Raw genomic sequence first — 16483 nt, 5'->3', positions numbered from 1 at the left:
TGGACCACCGGTTGCAACCAACAATGTGAGGGGCTCTTCGACCATGACCACGAACGCGCGCGAGCCGAGGGTGCATCCGGTGCCGATCCTGTCGCTTCGGCCGACGCAGATGACGGTCGGCATGCGCGAGGTCAAGGAGAAGCGCAAACGCTGGCGCGAGCACGACAGCAAGAAGCAGGCCGATCTGCTCGGCAAGCACATGATCCCCGTCGTGTACGGGCCGGACAAGCGTTACTACGTGATCGACCATCATCATCTCGGCCGCGCATTGCACGACGAGGGCGTCAAGGAGGTGCTGGTGACTGTCGTCGGCGACCTCAGGATGGTCGAGCGCGAGGCCTTCTGGGGCGTGATGGACAACAAGCGCTGGGTCTATCCCTACGATTCCAAGGGCGAAAGGCGGCCGTTCCGCGACCTGCCGAAATCGGTCGCCGATCTCAGGGACGATCCCTTCCGCAGCCTCGCCGGCGAGCTCCGCCGCCTGGGGGGATTTGCCAAGGACACCACGCCGTTCTCCGAATTCCTGTGGGCCGACTATCTGCGCCGGAAATTGTCGCGCAAGGCGGTGGATGCCAATTTCGACAAGGCGCTGGAAAAGGCGCTGTCCGCGGCCAAGAGCAAGGATGCGATCTATCTGCCGGGCTGGTGCGGGCCGGCGGACGACGATTAGGCGCGGCGGCTCAGATCAGTCGCGCTGGAAGATCTTGGCGCCGGGGTAGATGCGCCGGGCGTAAGTCACGACCAGCGCGCGCTCCTGGGTTTCCAGGAAGGGCGTTCGGATCCGGCTCGATCCGATGATGAGGTGCCATAGGCCATTGAGCTTCTGAATGACGACGTTCATGTGAGTGATCCTCGAAGACTTTGCACTCCTGCAAATGTTGCCTGTTGCGGCAGTCTTGCGATTTCAGGATCGTGAGCGCGTGCGTAAAATTCCCGACACGGCTCGCACCCGCTGCAAGACAGCAGCAACTACCTATTAGTGTATGGCGGCTGCGGCCCCGCGACAGGACCTCATCACAGCCTCTTGAGCGAAGCCATTTTCTGTTCGCACGAAACCGTCCTGAAACAGAGCCGTCCCATCTGTGTGGGGTAGTCGAGCTCACACAGGAGGCTAAAATGCGCCGTCTGGTTTTCGCAATTGCCTTGCTCGCGGTCGCCTCAGCAGGAATCTCGGCATCGTTTGCCGCAGTTCACCACGCCAAGACGTTGACGTTTTCCGAGCGCTTTGCCCCGGCGCTCGAGTTGATGGCGAAGCGCTAGCGGCGTAGCGCGTCGCAGATCACTTCGGGGCTTGCGGACCGGGCGGGGACAGCAGGCGCTCCATCTCCGCGGCCGCCTCGCCGTCGCGCGCCTTCTGCAACAGCGTGTGGCGCTCGGCGCCGGCCGGTAGCTTCCTGGCGGCGGCGCGGGCCTCTTGTGTGAACTTGTCCAAGCGCTCCTGGAGAGACAGGGCCGGTTTTGTACGGTTGCGTTTCTTGGTCATGGTTTGGCCTTTCCGGCGCGGAGCCAACCATGCGGACGCGAGCGGCGTCCTTAACTTTTGTTGGAACGGGGGCGGGGATCGCGGGTTTCATGACGGCGGCGCCCGGCGCGCCATGGGTCCAATTCATGCAAACGGAGCGACTTCGCGTGCCCAGCGACACGATCCGTGCTGCGCTTGTCAGGCGTTTGCGCGTCTCTTCCGGCATTTCGGAGGAGGATGTCAGAGAAATCGAAGCGCTTCCGATCGCGGTGAGACAGTATCCGGCGGAGACGCCCGTGGTGAGGGATGGCGAGCGGGCTACCGAATGCTGCCTGATTGTCGAGGGATTTTGCGCGCGCTCCAAGACGATCGCGAGCGGCAAGCGACAGATTCTCTCCCTGCACATTCCGGGCGAGATCCCGGACCTGATGAGCCTGTTCCTGCACGTGATGGACCATGAGCTCTCGACGCTGACGCCATGCACGCTGGGCTTCATCAGCCACGATACGCTGCGAAGATTGCACCAACGCAGGCCGGTCGTCGCCGAGATGTTTTGGCGGGACACGCTGATCGACGCCGCGATGTTTCGCGAGTGGATCGTCAATGTCGGCCAGCGTCCGGCGCCTGCACGCCTCGCCCATGTCATGATCGAGCTGCGCGAGCGCCTCAGGGTGATCGGTCGCGTGGACGGCAACACTTTCGAGATGCCGCTGACCCAGGAGCAGATCGGCGAGGCCCTGGGGATCACGGCGGTCCACGCCAACCGGGTGATCAAGCAGTTGCGCCAGGAGGGGATCGTGGAATTTCAGCGCGGCCGCGTCACCGTACTCGACGAGCAGAAGTTCTTGGAACTCGCGGATTTCGACGGCCGTTATCTCCACCAGTCCCCGACGCTTTGAGCCGCCCGATGCCGCGGTCGGCCGTGCGCGGCCCGTCGTCGTGGACTTCCGCTGGCGGGGTGCGCCGTTCCTGAAAGTGTCGATTACGCTGGATGTTGAGGAGGCGCAGGCGGCGGACCGGGCCGAACGTGCGGCCCAACGGCGCAGGTAAAATTGACGTATCGCAAATCGGCGTCGGCGGCGGCCGCTAAGGTCCGCCGGCATGACAGCCGAACCAGCATTGCGCTCCCGCGTCGCCAGGTGGGCTCCGGATCATGCCGACCTGGAGACGCGACGATGAGCCTGATCCTTCGCATTCTGTTTGTCCTGGCCGGAGCCATCACCGCGCTGTTCGTCGCGCGTGATGCGCTGAACTTCACAATCATCCAGACCTTCGTCGCCATACTGCTCGTGACGGCCGTCCTGCTCGCTGGAAGTCTCTGGAGCCTGCGGCGGAAGACGTGAGCGCCACGGAAGCCAAAAGACCGGCCGGGCTGAGCGAGGCCGAGGCTCGGGCGCGGTTGGAAGAGGACGGCGCCAACGAGTTGCCTCGGCCCGAACGACGCAGTCCGCTCCGCATCGTCATGGAAGTGCTGCGCGAGCCGATGCTCGTGCTGCTGCTTTGCGGTGGGCTGGTCTACCTCGTGCTCGGCGATCTCAGGGAAGCGCTGATCCTCTTGGTCTTCGGTGCGATGTCGATCGTGATCACGGTGGTGCAGGAGACCCGGACCGAGCGCGTACTGGAAGCCTTGCGCGACCTGAGCAGCCCGCGCGCGCTCGTGGTGCGGGACGGTGCGCGTCGGCGCATCCCGGGCCGCGAGGTCGTGCGCGGCGACCTGCTCGTCCTCGGCGAAGGCGACCGGATTCCGGCCGACGCCGCGCTGGTGGACGCGCGCGATCTGCAGATCGACGAGTCGCTGCTGACCGGCGAGTCGGTGCCCGTCCGCAAGCGGGCTGCCGGCAAGGCCATGTCAGCCGATCAGCGGCCGGGCGGCGAGGATCAGCCCTTCGTGTATTCCGGTTCTCTCGTCGTGCGGGGCGAGGGGCTGGCGCTGGTCGAGGCCACCGGCCCGCGCAGCGAGATCGGGAAGATCGGGCTGTCGCTGCGCGGCTTGCAAACCGAGCCGCCCCGGCTTCGGCAACAGACCGCAAGACTGGTGCGGCTCTGCTTCCTCGGCGGCGCGGTCGTCAGCGTGGCCGCCGTCGCGCTCTACGGAGTCTTGCGTGGGGACTGGCTGCAAGCGCTGCTTGCGGGCATCGCCATCGGCATGGCGATGTTGCCGGAAGAATTTGGCGTCGTGCTCACGGTCTTCATGGCGATGGGAGCCTGGCGGATTTCGCAGGCGCGCGTCCTGACGCGGCGAGCCGCAGCCATCGAGGTCCTCGGCTCTGCGACCGTCCTGTGCACCGACAAGACCGGGACACTGACGCAGAACCAGATGTCCGTCGCGGAGTTGCGGCTGCTCGACGGGGCACGCATGCGTCCGGAGAGCGCCGGGCGGGATGACGCCAGGCCTGAATTCATCGAGCTGGCGCGTTGCGGTGCCCTGGCGAGCTCTCCGGAACCGTTCGACCCGATGGAGAAGGCTCTGCATCTGTTCGCGCAGGCCGCCTTGCGGGGAGGCGATGCGCCGGACGGCGACCGGACGCTGGTGCGTACCTACGGTCTGCGCCCCGAGCTGCTGGCCATGACGCAGGTCTGGCGCACGGCCGGCCGGGCGGACCTCGTCGCATGCGCCAAGGGCGCGCCCGAGGCGATCGCGCGCCTGTGCAGGATGAACGCTGCTGATCAGGATTCGGTGCGAGATGCCGCCAGCGCGATGGCGAGGGACGGGCTTCGCGTGCTGGGGGTGGCCGTTGCCGCCTGCGATGACGCTTCACTCCTGCCGACCCAGGAGGATTTCGCGTTTCGATTTGTCGGCTTGGTCGGGCTTGCCGATCCGCTGCGGCCCCATGTCCCGGAGGCGGTTCGCGAATGCCGCGCGGCGGGGATCCGCGTCGTCATGATCACGGGCGATTATCCGGCAACCGCCGTTGCCATCGCGAACCAGGCCGGACTCGATGTCCGTGACGTCATGACCGGCGATCAGGTCAGGCTGGCGGATGATCCGGAGCTCGCGAAACGCGTCGGGCATGTCAACGTGTTCGCCCGGGTTTTGCCGGAGCAGAAGCTGCGCATCGTCCAGGCGATGAAGCTCAACGGCGAGATCGTGGCGATGACCGGCGACGGCGTCAACGACGCGCCTACGCTCAAGGCCGCCCACATCGGCATCGCGATGGGAGGGCGCGGGACCGACGTCGCGCGAGAGGCGTCGGCGATCGTGCTGCTCGACGACGATTTCGGTTCGATCGTGTCGGCTATTCGTCTGGGCCGCCGCATCTACGACAATCTGCGGAAGGCGATGGCCTTCATCTTCGCCGTTCATGTGCCGATCGCCGGACTTGCGCTGCTGCCCCTGGTCTTCGGGCTGCCGCTGATCTTCAGTCCGGTGCACATCGCATTTCTGGAGCTGATCATCGACCCCGTATGCTCGCTGGTGTTCGAGGCGGAGCGGGACGAGCGCGATGCGATGACGCGTCCGCCGAGGCGGCCTGATGCCGCGCTGTTCTCGTGGGCACTGGTTGGCTGGAGCGTGCTTCAGGGTGCCCTCGCATTTGCCCTGACCGCCATCATATTCGTCGGCGCGCTTCGTTCCGGCCTCGTCGCCGACGAGGCGAGGACGCTCGCCTTCGTGACGCTGGTCGTCTGCATTGTCGCTCTGGTCCTGGTCAATCGGTCCTTCAGCGCATCGTTCGCGTCCGCATTCTTCCGTCCAAATCCCGCATTGACCTGGATCTTCGCGGGGGTGGCTCTCGTTCTCGCCACCGCGCTGCTCTGGCCGCCGGCCTCCAGCCTGTTCCGCTTTGGTCCGCTGCATGCGGACGATCTGATGATCGCGCTCGGCGCGGGGCTGCTGGTGCTGACGGTGCTCGAATTGCTGAAACCGCTGTGGGCGCGGCGGCTTCGGTTCTAGCTCTCATCCGGGGAGCGCGTCTTCGGCGGCGCATCGGTTTCGTGCGTCTCGTCCCTGGCGCCGAGCATCCGGTGCAGCCAGTGCTCGGCGCGGTTGCCGACGGTGAGAATCAGGAAGGCCAGTGTCAGCGCCGTTCCGACGATCGGCCACTGACCGACGCCGCAGGCGATGCCGAGGCAGGCGGCGAGGAAGGTGCAGGCGGCACTGGTCAGGCCGCGGACGCGAAACCTGTCGCTTTCGTGGACGATGACGCCGGCACCGAGGAAGCCGATGCCGGTGAGGATGCCCTGGATGACGCGGCTTGCCGCATCGGTGATCTTGCCCGCCTCGGCGAACTGCACGGCCAGCAATACGACGGTTGCGGTCGAGAGCCCGACGATGCCGAGCGTCTTCAGCCCGATCGGCTTGCCGTGCAGGTCACGATTGAGGCCGATGGCGCAGCCTGCGAGCGTGGCGACGCCGAGGCGCAGAAGGATCTCGGGCCAGTTCAGCACGGTCATTGCTCGTCAGCCACCGCGTCATTCATTTCTTCGGCAGCCGGCCCATCAAGTAGAACTCGTCGTTCGGCCGCATGCCGGTGAAGTTCGCCAGCCGGTTCGACAGCGCGAAGAAGGCCGAGATCGCGGCGATGTCCCAGATGTCGTCGTCGCTGAAGCCGTGCGGCGCAAGCGCGGCGAAATCCTCCTCCGAGATGCGCTGCGCGTCGGCCGAGACCTTCATCGCGAAGTCGAGCATCGCCTTCTGCCGCGGCGTGATGTCGGCCTTGCGATAGTTCACCGCGACTTGGTCGGCGATCAGCGGGTTCTTGGCGCGGATGCGCAGGATAGCGCCATGGGCGATCACGCAATACTGGCACTGGTTGGCCGCCGAGGTCGCCACCACGATCATCTCCCGTTCGGCCTTGGTGAGGCCGCCGTGCTTCTCCATCAGCGCGTCGTGATAGGCGAAGAACGCGCGGAACTCGTCCGGACGATAGGCCAGCGTGAGGAAGACGTTCGGCACGAAGCCGCTCTTCTCCTGCACGGCGAGGAGGCGCGTGCGGATGTCGTCAGGCAGCGTGTCGAGGGCGGGAGCTGGGAAGCGTTGTGCGGCTGTTTTTGTCATTGGTTGTTTCTTCCGGATGGCGGCCGGCAACCATAGTCGATGCGGGCGCGGGGCTCAACGTGCCACGGGGCACCGGTTGGCGCGGCGCGACGGCGCATCTGCGGTTTGGATGCGCATCGGGGAATGGCGCTCATTCACCTTGCTCCGTCATTGCGAGTGCAGCGAAGCAGTCCAGAGTGTCTCCGCGGTGGGATTCTGGATTGCTTTGCTGCGCTCGCAATGACGAGTTGGATGGAGCGTGGCGTTACCGCAGCGGCTTCTTCAACAGCGAGAAGCGGTCGGGATCGAGGCCCATCGAGGGCTGCAGCATCGGGGCTTCGGCGGTGCCGAGCGTCTTCGCGGGTGGCGCCTGGAACACCGGGTCGTTCGGGACGTCGCGCTGCGAGGTGGCGCCGCGCCAGCGCTCGAGCACGGCGCTGACGAAATGCATGTCGTGACCGGAGGTCACCGACGGCACGCTGCTGATGGTGGCTTCGCCGCGCGGCAATTGGTGCGGCGGCACCTCCTTGAAGCGCAAGCGCGTCGGCAGTGCGACGCCTTCGCCGAACGCCAGCACCTCGCGGGTGCCGAGCGAGGGCACGAAGGAGAGTAGGTTCGCGGCCGCATCCGACACCGCGGCGCGCAGCAGCGCCTGGTCGCGCTCGTTGGCAAGACGCATCGTGAACAGCGTGTTGCACTGGGAGATGATGGTGGCGTCGAGCTCGGCCGGACGCTGGGTGATCAGCCCGAGATAGACGCCGTATTTGCGGCCTTCCTTGGCGATGCGCGACACCGCCTTGCGGGTCGGCCCGAAGCCCACATTGCGGTCGGCGGAGGCGTAGCGATGCGCTTCCTCGCAGACGAACAACAGCGGCGAGACGCCGTCGCTCCACAGGCCGAAGTCGAAGGCCATGCGGCAGAGCACCGAGACGACGGAATCGATCACTTCGGCCGGGAAGCCGGCGAGCTGCATGACCGTCATCGGCTTGCCGTTGGCCGGCAGGCGGAACAGATGGCTGATCACCTCGGCCATGGTGTCGCCGCCGACATTGGCGTTGTCGAACATGAAGGCGTAGCGCGGATCGTTGCGCACCGCCTCGATACGCGAGATCAGCTTGTGATAGATGATGCGCGAGGAGCGGTTTTCGAGCTTGCCCATGCGCTCGTCGATCAGCGACATCAGATCGACGAGACGATAAGGCACCGGCGTGTCGACCGTGTAGCCGATCTGCTTGGGGTCGATGCGCTTGAGGCCGATGCGGTCGGCGTTCTGGTACTGGGTGTAGACGCCCTTGGCGAGCGGGATCACCTCGGCGAGGATATCGAGCTCCTCCGGGACGCCCGCGCGGCCGCCGAACAGCACGTCGACGATTTCCTCGAAGTTGAACAGCCAGAACGGCAGCTTCAGGTTCCGCGGGTTCAGCACCAGCGCGCGGTCGCCGAAGCAGCGGCCATATTCGTTGTGCACGTCGAGCAGGAAGATGCGCAGGTTCGGGCGCGCCTTCAGGATCTCGTTGAGCAGCAGCGAGACGCCGGTTGATTTGCCGACGCCGGTCGATCCCAGCACGGCAAAATGCTTGGACAGCATTTCCTCGACGTCGACATAGGCGATCACCGAGCGGTCCTGCTGGAGGAAGCCGACGTTGATCTGGTCCGATCCGGTCGGCGCGTAGATCGTGCGCAGCTCCTGGCTCGTGATCAGGTCGACCGCGTCGCCGATGGTCGGATAATTGGTGACGCCGCGCTGGAATTTGGCCTTGTCGGCGGCGTTGAGGATCTCGCCGAGCAGGTCGACCGAGGCGATGGCGATGTAATTGTCGGCGCTCGACAGATTCTCGCAGGAGACCTCGGTGATCATCGCGACGATGACCGAGCTGGCGCAGCGAATGCTGACGAAACGGCCGACGGTCGCCCGAACCTCCGAGATCGGCATCTGGCTTGCCGCCAGAAGCCCGACCCGGGCGAGCGATCCACGTACCGAAATCACGCGTCCAAAGGATGTCACGATGAATGAACCTGGCAAGAGCACGGGGGTTGCACCGGACTATGCGCGGCCGCGGCTGCACAAACGGTTAAACGGCAGCCGCGGCCGCTTCGTTAAATCCGCGACAATTCGGCCGATAGATTCGTTCCTGATGCATATCTGTGGGCGGAAACGGCCGGAAAGTGCTGCTTTTTGGGGCCAGCAGGCTTTCGATCGAATTAGGGAAGATTTTACCATTCGGGCAGTCCGTCCGCCGTTCGGGGATGGTTCTGCTCAAGCGCGGGGCGCCATTCGGTCCGGGATGCAAGGGTTGGTTTGTTGACGGGACCTAATCATTTGTACATTAGTACAAATGAACCCGCGGCCTCGGTGCCGCCTCCGGGCGCGTGAGCCAATTGCGGCCCTGTGCCCGAATGCGCGATCCGGTTCCTGCGGATCGCAGCCACGCCAGGAGGAAAGCATGCAGCCCGAACCGATCCTCGATCTTGCCCATCTCGGCCATATGGAGCTGCTGACGCCCAAGCCCGACGAGAGCCTGAAATTCTTCGTCGACGTGATGGGCATGACAATCAGCGGCCGGAAGGGCGAGTCGGTCTACCTGCGGGGCTGGGACGATTACGAGCGCTATTCGCTCAAGCTCACGGCGTCGAAGACCTCAGGCATGGAGCACATGGCGCTGCGCGCGCGCAGCCAGCAGGCGCTGGAGCGCCGCGTCGCCGCGCTCAAGGGCTCCGGGTTCGACATCGGCTGGATCGACGGCGACATGGGGCAGGGGCCGACCTTCCGCTGCCGCGACCCCGACGGCCACATCGTCGAGCTCTATTACGAGACCGAATGGTATCAGGCGCCGCCGGAACTGAAGCCGGCGCTCAAGAACCAGGCGCAGCGTTTTCCCGCCCGCGGCGTCAATGTCCGCCGCCTCGACCATCTCAACTGCCTCGCCGTCGACATCAAGGCCAACCGCGAGTTCTTCGAGAACTATCTCGGCTGCCGGCTCACCGAGCAGATCGTGCTCAACGACGGTCGGGAAGCGGCGATGTGGCTGACGATGTCGAACAAGAGCTACGACTTCGCCTATTCGCTCGACCATTCCGGCACGCCAGGCCGCTTCCACCACGTCACCTACGCGCTCGACAGCCGCGAGGAGATTCTTCGCGCGGCGGATATCTTCCTGGAGAACGGCATCCACATCGAGACCGGTCCGCACAAGCACGCGATCCAGCAGACCTTCTTCCTCTATGTCTACGAGCCCGGCGGTAACCGCGTCGAGGTCGCCAATGCCGGCGCGCGCCTCATCCTCGCGCCCGACTGGAAGCCGATCGTGTGGACGGAAGAGGAGCGCAAGAAGGGCCAGGCGTGGGGCCTGAAGACGATCGAGTCCTTCCACACCCACGGCACGCCGCCGGTGGAAGTGAAGAAGCACGCATAATATTCAGTGGGCAGGCGATCGCACGCGTGCGATCGTTTCGCGCACGCCTGTCCAGGCCGGCTTGTCGGGGGCGAACTGCCTGCGCAGGAACGTGACGAGCTCCTCGATCTGCGCGTCGCTCATGCTGTTCCTGAACGCGGGCATGTAGCCGAGATCGCTCGATGCGGGCTCGGCGATGCCGTGCAGGATCACCTGCACGAGATTGTCCGGTGATGCGCTGTGCAGATTGCTGTTGAGCGCGAGCGAGGGCCGGCTGCCGAACAGCGGCAGGCCGCCGACCTCGTGGCAGACGGCGCAGGCGCCCTGATAGAGCCGCGCGCCGGTGGAGGCGGCGGTGGTGACTTGCGTTGCGCTCTCGAGCCTGGCGGCAAGCGCATCCGGCGCCTCGGTGGCGGCGTCGTTGAACGAGTTGAGATAGACGGCCATCGCGCGAATGTCCTGGTTGGGCAGGGCCGTGAGATCCCTGACAACAGGCGCCATCGGGCCGGCGGCGACGCCGTGATAGCGCGACAGGCCGGTGCGCAAATAGGCGTAGAGCTCCTCCTCGCTCCAGGGGATCGGTGCCTGCGACAGCGACGTCAGCGGCGGCGCCTCCCAACCCTCGGCAAAGCCGCCGGCGAGATAGGCCTCGCGCTGCTCGGCGCCGAGCGCGTTGCGCGGCGAATGGCAGGCGCTGCAATGGCCGAGACTTTCGACCAGATAGGCGCCGCGATTCCACTGCGCGGACTGCGCGGGATCGGGCTTGAAGTCCTTCGTCTGATGGAACAGCGCGTTCCAGCCCGCGAGCAGCGGGCGAATGTTGAACGGGAAGGCGAGCGTATTCGCGGGTGGCGTCGCGCGCACCGCGGGCTGCGCCATCAGATAGGCGTAGAGCGCCTGGAGGTCGGCCTCGCTGGTCTTCGAAAAATGCGTGTAGGGGAAGGCGGGATAGAGCTGCCGTCCGTCGCGATGCTGCCCGTCGCGCATCGCGCGCTCGAAGGCGGGATAGGACCAGGCGCCGATGCCGGTCTCGACGTCGGGCGTGATGTTGGTCGCGTAGATCGTGCCGAACGGCGTCGCAAGCGCGCGGCCGCCGGCGTTGGGCGCACCGCCGATCGTGGTGTGGCACTCCGCGCAATTGCCAAGCGCGGCAAGCTGCGCGCCGCGGGCGATGGTTGCCGCGGAATAGACTGATGCATCGGGCCGCGCGATCGGCGCGATGGCGCGGCCGGGCAAGAGGGCGGCGCCAACGCCGATCGCGGCGGTGCAGACGGCGGCAATGGTCGCAAAGATGCCGGCGCGCCTGGCGAACGGATTCTGCCAGATGCGCGATGGCTGCGGCGCTGCGGGAGCGGGCAGGGCCTGCGGCGCGGCCGGCGCGTCGCCGTGCAGGCCCCGGAGGATGCGCTCGGGCGTGAACGGGGGCTCGCGGAAGCGCACGCCGGTGGCATCGAAGATCGCATTCGCAATTGCCGCCGCGCTCGGCACCGAGGCGGACTCGCCGACGCCGAGCGGCGGCTGGTCCGGCCGCGGCAACATCAAGACGTCGATCTTGGGCACGTCGGAGAAGGGGATGATCGGATAGGCGCCCCATTCGCGCGCCGCCACCGCACCGCGCTCGAACGAGACCTCCTCCATCAGCGCGCGGCTGGTGGACTGGATGACGTTGCCGTGGATCTGGTGGCGCACGCCGTCCGGATTGATCATCAGACCGGAGTCCTGCCCGGCGACGACGCGCGTCACGCTGACGTCGCCGGTCGTCTTGTTCACGGCGACGTCGGCGACCCAGGCCGACCACGCCGCGCCATAGCCCGGAAACTTGCTGTGGACATAGAGCGCATAGGCAAAGCCGCGCCCGTGCACGACCTCGCCGTCCTTCTCTTCGCGGACCGGCCGCGGCGTCCAGCCCGCGCGCTCGGCCACCGCATTGACGAGATCGACGGCGCGCTGGTCTTTCAGGTAGCGCAGCCGGTATTCGATCGGGTCGACGCCGGCTTCCGTTGCGACCTCGTCGATGTAGGATTCATGCGCAAACGTGTTCGGCAGCGCCGAGACGCCGCGAAGCCAGGACGCGCGCACGATCGGCGCCATGTCATGGGCGACGACGCGCATGTGGTCGTAGTCGTAGGGCGGGATCGCGGTGCGGTCGCCCATCTGGAGCACGGCCGGATCGGGCGAGACGCGACCGGTCAGCAGCAGCGCCAGCGTCGGCGCGGCGTTCGAGGGATAGCGCGTGGCGAGGTCGTAAGCCGCGACGCCGCCGTCGGCGTCCAGGCCGCCATTGACGTCGATGAGCTGCGCGGTGCCCTTGGGCTCCCAGGCGTGCTCCTGCTCGCGCGTCAGCTGCACGCGCACCGGACGGCCGACCGCGCGCGACAGCAGCAGCGCATCCGCGGTGACGTCGTCGGCGCAGTTGCGGCCGTAGCAGCCGGCGGCCTCCAGCCGGATGACTTCGATCTCGCTCTCGGGGCGCTCGATCAGCAGCGCCAGATCGCCGCGCAGCAGATGCGGATTCTGCGTGCCCGACCAGACGCGGATGTCGCCGCTCTGGAAGTCGGCGACCGCGCAGGACGGGCCGATCGAGGCATGCATCTGGTACGGCCACACATAGGTGCGCTGCATCGGCTTGGCGGCGCCTGATATCGCCGCATTGACGTCGCCCTTGTCGATCAACGTCCGCGGCGTCGACGGATTGGCGCGCAACGCGGTCTCGACATCGGCGAGGTCGGTGAGGGTGGGCGTCGGCTTCCAGCTCACCTTGAGCTGCTCCGCGGCGCGAATCGCATTCTCCTCGCGCTCGGCGACGATTCCGACGAAATCGCCGATGTGCACGACGGCTATGATGCCGGGAACGTCGCGCACCGAGGATTCGTCGACCGCGAGCAGGCTGGTGCCGACGAACGGCCCGGCATCGACGCCGGCATAGGGCGGACGCACGACGCGGCCGTGCAGCATGCCAGGCAGGCGGACGTCGTGCACGAAGGTCAGCTCGCCCGTGGCCTTCGCCGGCAGATCGACCCGCGGCATCGACTGGCCGACGATGGCGTAGTCGCCGACGGGCTTGACGGCGACGTCGTCGGCAAGCTCGAGCCGGATCGTCTCGCCGCCGATCAATTCGCCATAGCTGACGCTGCGGTTGTCGTGCCCGCGCACGAGGCCGTCTTCGATCTTGAGGTCGGCCTCCGGCAACTCCAGCCGCCCGGCTGCGCGCGCGATCAGGAAGTGGCGCGCCTGCGCCGCGGCCTTGCGCAGGGGCACGGCAGTGATCTGGATGGTTTCACTGGCGATCGTGGCGCCCTGGTTCGGCACGACAGCGGTATCGCCGAGCACGATGACGACGCGCGCAAACGACACGTCGAGCTCCTCGGCGACGATCTGGCCGAGCGCGGTGCGGATGCCGGTGCCGAGATCGACATGACCATTGTAAGCGGTGACCGAGCCGTCTGCGGTGATGCGGACGAAGGTCTCGGATGTGATCTCGTCCACGGTGCGGACGACGACGAGCGAGCCTGATTGCCGCTCAGCTCCGTTCGAGGCAGGGGAGGCCATCAGTCCGCGGCCTCGGTGAGCTGCCCCGATGCGCGCATCACGGCGCGCAGGATTTCGACATGCGTGCCGCAGCGGCAGAGATTGTAGCGCAGCGCCGCCAGCGCTTCCTGTTCTGTCGGCTGCGGGTTGATCGCGAGCAGCGCCTTGGTGGTCATGATCATGCCGTTGAGGCAGTAGCCGCATTGCGCGGCCTGCTCGTCGATGAAGGCCTGCTGCACCGGATCAGGCTTGTCGCTTGTGCCGAGCCCTTCGAGCGTCACGATGTCGCGTCCCGCGCAGCCGCCGGCCGGGATGACGCAGGAGCGCGCGGCGGCGCCGTCGATCAGGACAGTACAGGTGCCGCATTCGCCGAGGCCGCAGCCAAATTTCGGACCGTTGAGCGCGAGGTCGTTGCGCAGCACATAGAGTAATGGCGTTGCGCGCTCTGCAGTGATCTCGTGGATCCTGCCGTTCACGGTGAGGCGGATCGGTGTCTGCGTCATCCTGTTCCCAAGCCCCGCGACGATCGGGTCGCAAAATTGTACGTTGCGACGATACCGTTTGTACACAAACGTGCAAGCGGCCATGCCGCAGTGCAGCGCGACTGCCCGCTTTGTGGACAAAGGCGGCAGGCAAATGAGGTTTTATTCGGCAGCGCATCTTTTCGCGCGCGCCGCCGCTTGACAGCTATCGGGACCGCGCGCAACATCGTTCGTATACGAATGATAACCGCAGTGTCCGCTGGCTTGCACATGGTGACTGAAACGACGAGCGCCGCCACCGACAAGATCCGCTGCGATGCCTGTCCGGTGATGTGCTACATCAAGCCGGGCGCGGCGGGCGCCTGCGATCGCTATGCCAATCACGACGGCAAGCTCGTTCGCGTCGATCCGCACGTGATCCTGGAGCGCACCGTTTCGCATGGCGGCAAGCTCGTGCCGTTCAGCCGCACGGAAGACTGGGACGGCAAGATCGTCCACGAACCCTCGACCTTCGTCACCGCGATCGGTGCGGGCACGACCTATCCGGACTACAAGCCGGCACCGTTCATCGTCTCTGCGGAAGTCGACGGCGTCGACATGGTGACCGTCGTCACCGAGGGCATCTTCTCCTATTGCGGCATCAAGGTGAAGATCGACACCGACCGCTATCTGGGCCCGGAGACCGCGACCGTGCGCGCGCAGGGCGAGGCGGTCGGCCACGTCACCACCAGCGAATACGGCTCGCAGATGCTGTCGCTCGGCGGCGTGCATCATCTCACCGGCGGCTCCAAGAAGGAGGGCCGCGTCACCTGCGATACGCTGATGGACCTCGCCAATTGCACGGCGGTCGAGCTCACCATCGACGGCGGCGCCACGGTGGTGGTGCAGGCCGGCCAGCCGCCGATCGTCAACGGCGCGAAAGAAGAGCGCATGCGCGTCGGCTGCGGCTCGGCGACGATCGGCATGTTCGCCAAGCAATGGCATGGCAAGGTCGACGAGGTCGTGGTCGTCGATGACCACATCACCGGCGTGCTCTCAGAGCACCAGGCCGGCAAGCTGCTCGACATCGCCGACACCGGCATCAAGATGAAGGGCCGGCGCTCGACGCCCGGCCGCTATTTCCAGGTCGCCGATCCCGGCACGGGGTGGGGCGGCACCAACATTTCCGATCCGCTCGCGATCCTCGGACCGTTCGATGCGAAGGAGGCCAAGCCAGGCCTCTCCATGCTGATGGTTTCTACGACGGGCGAGCATTCGTCCTATTACGTGCTCGACGAGGCCTTGAAGCCGGTCGAGACCGAGATGCCGGCCGATCTGAAGTTCTCGGTCGAGCGCATTCAGGAGAATTGCGAGCCGGCGCTGTGCACCGTGCTGTTCATGGCCGGTGCGGGCGGCTCGCTGCGCGCGGGCGTCACCGACAATCCGGTGCGGCTGACGCGCTCGGTGAAGGACGCGCTGACACGCGTCACCAGCGGCGGCGCACCGGTCTATGTCTGGCCCGGCGGCGGCATCACTTACATGGTCGACGTGACGCAGATGCCTTCAGGCGCGTTCGGCTATGTGCCGACGCCGGCGCTGGTCGCGCCGATCGAGTTCACGATGAAGCTGTCCGACTACGCCGCGCTCGGTGGACACATGGATTACGTCAAGCCGCTCTCGGAAGTACAGAACGGCGAGGATGTCCGCCAGTTGCCCTGGCAGAACCCGATTCCAGGGCCCCGGGCATGACACGGCTCCCGCAAATCGCATTGCTGTCTGATGGTCGGCGGCTGCATTTGCAGGATGGGCCGATTGATCTGATCGTCGAAGCGAGGGGGGGCGCGGGCGAGGTGCGTGCGGCCTATGACGCCGCAGCGCGCCGCTTCACCGGACTGCTCGATGAGCTCTGCGTGGAGCTGACGGAGCTGCGCAAGGCAGCGGAACCCGGAACGTGCCCACTGAAGGGCGCCGTTGCGCGCCGCATGTATGCCGCCGTTGCGCCCTATGCCCCCGATTGCTTCATCACGCCGATGGCCGCGGTGGCGGGCAGCGTGGCCGAGGAGATTCTGGGCGCAATGCTGAACGCGGCGTCGCTCGACCAGGCCTATGTCAACAATGGCGGCGACATCGCGCTGCATCTTGCGCGAGGCGAACATTTTTCGGTCGGCCTGATGGACCGGCCCGATCGCGACGGCGTGATGCGGAGAATGAAGGTCGATGCTGACGATCCCGTGCGGGGGATCGCGACCAGCGGGCGCCACGGCCGCAGCTTTTCGCTCGGCATTGCCGACGCCGTGACGGTGCTGGCGGCAACGGCCGCGCAGGCCGATGCGGCGGCCACGATCATCGCCAACGCTGTCGATCTGCCCTGGCATCCCGCCATCGTCCGGCAGCCCGCGAACGAGCTTCAGCCCGACAGCGATCTCGGCGCGCGTCTTGTCACCCGCAACGTCGGCGAATTGTCGCCGGCCGAGATTTCGGCCGCGCTGGAATCTGGCGCGGAATGTGCACGGCAATTGTTCTATCGCGGATTGATCGAGGGTGCCGTGTTGCAGCTCAGTGGTGATATGCTCGTCATCGGAACAAAAGATATTGAACGGCAACGATCGCGCCCGTCTGTGCTGGAGAACGCGGTTCATGCCTGAGCAGGGAAGAGCCCAAGGGA

Annotated in this window: 15 protein-coding genes; 8 read left to right on the top strand and 7 right to left on the bottom strand. The window is 66.1% G+C overall.

Annotation, left to right across the window (positions count from 1 at the left end; genetic code table 11):
• Nucleotides 1–43 precede the first annotated feature (43 nt).
• Entirely contained in the window at nt 44–670 is a 627-nt protein-coding gene (locus tag ACVWW6_RS33130; protein WP_028170879.1) for a ParB-like protein, read from the top strand.
• 15 nt (nt 671–685) lie between these two features.
• Here the strand turns inward: ACVWW6_RS33130 and ACVWW6_RS33125 are convergent, their stop codons facing one another.
• Nucleotides 686–841 carry a hypothetical protein gene (locus tag ACVWW6_RS33125; protein ID WP_165448149.1) on the bottom strand — a complete coding sequence of 52 codons (156 nt, stop codon included), beginning with the start codon at nt 839–841 and terminating at the stop codon, nt 686–688.
• A 275-nt stretch (nt 842–1116) separates the two neighbouring features.
• Between ACVWW6_RS33125 and ACVWW6_RS33120 the strand changes: the two genes are divergently transcribed.
• Entirely contained in the window at nt 1117–1260 is a 144-nt protein-coding gene (locus tag ACVWW6_RS33120; RefSeq protein WP_165448150.1) for a hypothetical protein, read from the top strand.
• A gap of 19 nt (nt 1261–1279) precedes the next feature.
• Here ACVWW6_RS33120 and ACVWW6_RS33115 read toward each other — a convergent pair whose 3' ends face one another.
• Nucleotides 1280–1483: a hypothetical protein gene (locus tag ACVWW6_RS33115; RefSeq protein WP_011086594.1), complete on the bottom strand. Its 204-nt coding sequence runs from the start codon at nt 1481–1483 to the stop codon at nt 1280–1282.
• Nucleotides 1484–1572: 89 nt separating this feature from the next.
• Between ACVWW6_RS33115 and ACVWW6_RS33110 the strand changes: the two genes are divergently transcribed.
• The 3 genes from ACVWW6_RS33110 (at nt 1573) to ACVWW6_RS33100 (ending at nt 5354) form a co-directional block, all read left to right on the top strand.
• On the top strand, nt 1573–2361 hold the full coding sequence (locus tag ACVWW6_RS33110) for a Crp/Fnr family transcriptional regulator (RefSeq protein WP_232675185.1): 789 nt from the start codon (nt 1573–1575) through the stop codon (nt 2359–2361).
• 276 nt (nt 2362–2637) lie between these two features.
• Nucleotides 2638–2805 (top strand): hypothetical protein, encoded by a 168-nt coding sequence (locus tag ACVWW6_RS33105; RefSeq protein ID WP_165405372.1) that lies wholly within the window; start codon nt 2638–2640, stop codon nt 2803–2805.
• The gene (locus ACVWW6_RS33100; protein ID WP_456682138.1) at nt 2802–5354 is read left to right on the top strand and encodes an HAD-IC family P-type ATPase; all 2553 of its coding nucleotides are present in this window, start codon (nt 2802–2804) and stop codon (nt 5352–5354) included. Before ACVWW6_RS33105 ends, ACVWW6_RS33100 begins: the two co-directional genes overlap by 4 nt.
• Here the strand turns inward: ACVWW6_RS33100 and ACVWW6_RS33095 are convergent.
• From ACVWW6_RS33095 to ACVWW6_RS33085, 3 genes are all read right to left on the bottom strand, one after another.
• Nucleotides 5351–5854: an MgtC/SapB family protein gene (locus ACVWW6_RS33095; protein WP_060911555.1), complete on the bottom strand. Its 504-nt coding sequence runs from the start codon at nt 5852–5854 to the stop codon at nt 5351–5353. The two genes, ACVWW6_RS33100 and ACVWW6_RS33095, sit on opposite strands and share 4 nt — an antisense overlap.
• A 22-nt stretch (nt 5855–5876) precedes the next feature.
• Nucleotides 5877–6458 (bottom strand): peroxidase-related enzyme, encoded by a 582-nt coding sequence (locus ACVWW6_RS33090; protein WP_456682137.1) that lies wholly within the window; start codon nt 6456–6458, stop codon nt 5877–5879.
• Between the two features lie 244 nt (nt 6459–6702).
• Nucleotides 6703–8442 (bottom strand): ATP-binding protein, encoded by a 1740-nt coding sequence (locus ACVWW6_RS33085; protein WP_028170883.1) that lies wholly within the window; start codon nt 8440–8442, stop codon nt 6703–6705.
• 439 nt (nt 8443–8881) lie between these two features.
• Between ACVWW6_RS33085 and ACVWW6_RS33080 the strand changes: the two genes are divergently transcribed.
• Nucleotides 8882–9850: a catechol 2,3-dioxygenase gene (locus ACVWW6_RS33080; protein WP_011086600.1), complete on the top strand. Its 969-nt coding sequence runs from the start codon at nt 8882–8884 to the stop codon at nt 9848–9850.
• Between the two features lie 3 nt (nt 9851–9853).
• Here ACVWW6_RS33080 and ACVWW6_RS33075 read toward each other — a convergent pair whose 3' ends face one another.
• Together ACVWW6_RS33075 and ACVWW6_RS33070 are read right to left on the bottom strand one after the other, a co-directional pair.
• Nucleotides 9854–13378, bottom strand: a complete 3525-nt coding sequence (locus tag ACVWW6_RS33075) for a molybdopterin cofactor-binding domain-containing protein (RefSeq protein WP_456682136.1) — start codon at nt 13376–13378, stop codon at nt 9854–9856.
• Nucleotides 13378–13860, bottom strand: coding sequence for a (2Fe-2S)-binding protein (locus ACVWW6_RS33070; protein WP_456682135.1), 483 nt, complete (start codon nt 13858–13860; stop codon nt 13378–13380). The genes ACVWW6_RS33075 and ACVWW6_RS33070 overlap by 1 nt, the downstream gene beginning before the upstream one ends.
• 249 nt (nt 13861–14109) lie before the next feature.
• Between ACVWW6_RS33070 and ACVWW6_RS33065 the strand changes: the two genes are divergently transcribed.
• Both ACVWW6_RS33065 and ACVWW6_RS33060 read left to right on the top strand, forming a co-directional pair.
• Nucleotides 14110–15567: a 6-hydroxynicotinate reductase gene (locus ACVWW6_RS33065; protein WP_456683211.1), complete on the top strand. Its 1458-nt coding sequence runs from the start codon at nt 14110–14112 to the stop codon at nt 15565–15567.
• Entirely contained in the window at nt 15564–16463 is a 900-nt protein-coding gene (locus tag ACVWW6_RS33060; RefSeq protein WP_456682134.1) for a UPF0280 family protein, read from the top strand. Before ACVWW6_RS33065 ends, ACVWW6_RS33060 begins: the two co-directional genes overlap by 4 nt.
• Nucleotides 16464–16483: the final 20 nt, after the last annotated feature.

This window comes from Bradyrhizobium sp. USDA 3311 (assembly GCF_054062495.1).
Note: the sequence above shows the minus strand (reverse complement) of the source record. Positions and strands in the feature narration are given on the sequence as shown.

Excerpts from the sequence above, each read along its gene's own strand:
- ACVWW6_RS33130 (WP_028170879.1), top strand. The coding sequence starts at position 44 with ATGACCACGAACGCGCGCGAGCCGAGGGTGCATCCGGTGCCGATCCTG.
- ACVWW6_RS33125 (WP_165448149.1), bottom strand. The coding sequence starts at position 841 with ATGAACGTCGTCATTCAGAAGCTCAATGGCCTATGGCACCTCATCATC.
- ACVWW6_RS33120 (WP_165448150.1), top strand. The coding sequence starts at position 1,117 with ATGCGCCGTCTGGTTTTCGCAATTGCCTTGCTCGCGGTCGCCTCAGCA.
- ACVWW6_RS33115 (WP_011086594.1), bottom strand. The coding sequence starts at position 1,483 with ATGACCAAGAAACGCAACCGTACAAAACCGGCCCTGTCTCTCCAGGAG.
- ACVWW6_RS33110 (WP_232675185.1), top strand. The coding sequence starts at position 1,573 with ATGACGGCGGCGCCCGGCGCGCCATGGGTCCAATTCATGCAAACGGAG.
- ACVWW6_RS33105 (WP_165405372.1), top strand. The coding sequence starts at position 2,638 with ATGAGCCTGATCCTTCGCATTCTGTTTGTCCTGGCCGGAGCCATCACC.
- ACVWW6_RS33095 (WP_060911555.1), bottom strand. The coding sequence starts at position 5,854 with ATGACCGTGCTGAACTGGCCCGAGATCCTTCTGCGCCTCGGCGTCGCC.
- ACVWW6_RS33090 (WP_456682137.1), bottom strand. The coding sequence starts at position 6,458 with ATGACAAAAACAGCCGCACAACGCTTCCCAGCTCCCGCCCTCGACACG.
- ACVWW6_RS33080 (WP_011086600.1), top strand. The coding sequence starts at position 8,882 with ATGCAGCCCGAACCGATCCTCGATCTTGCCCATCTCGGCCATATGGAG.
- ACVWW6_RS33075 (WP_456682136.1), bottom strand. The coding sequence starts at position 13,378 with ATGGCCTCCCCTGCCTCGAACGGAGCTGAGCGGCAATCAGGCTCGCTC.
- ACVWW6_RS33070 (WP_456682135.1), bottom strand. The coding sequence starts at position 13,860 with ATGACGCAGACACCGATCCGCCTCACCGTGAACGGCAGGATCCACGAG.
- ACVWW6_RS33065 (WP_456683211.1), top strand. The coding sequence starts at position 14,110 with ATGGTGACTGAAACGACGAGCGCCGCCACCGACAAGATCCGCTGCGAT.
- ACVWW6_RS33060 (WP_456682134.1), top strand. The coding sequence starts at position 15,564 with ATGACACGGCTCCCGCAAATCGCATTGCTGTCTGATGGTCGGCGGCTG.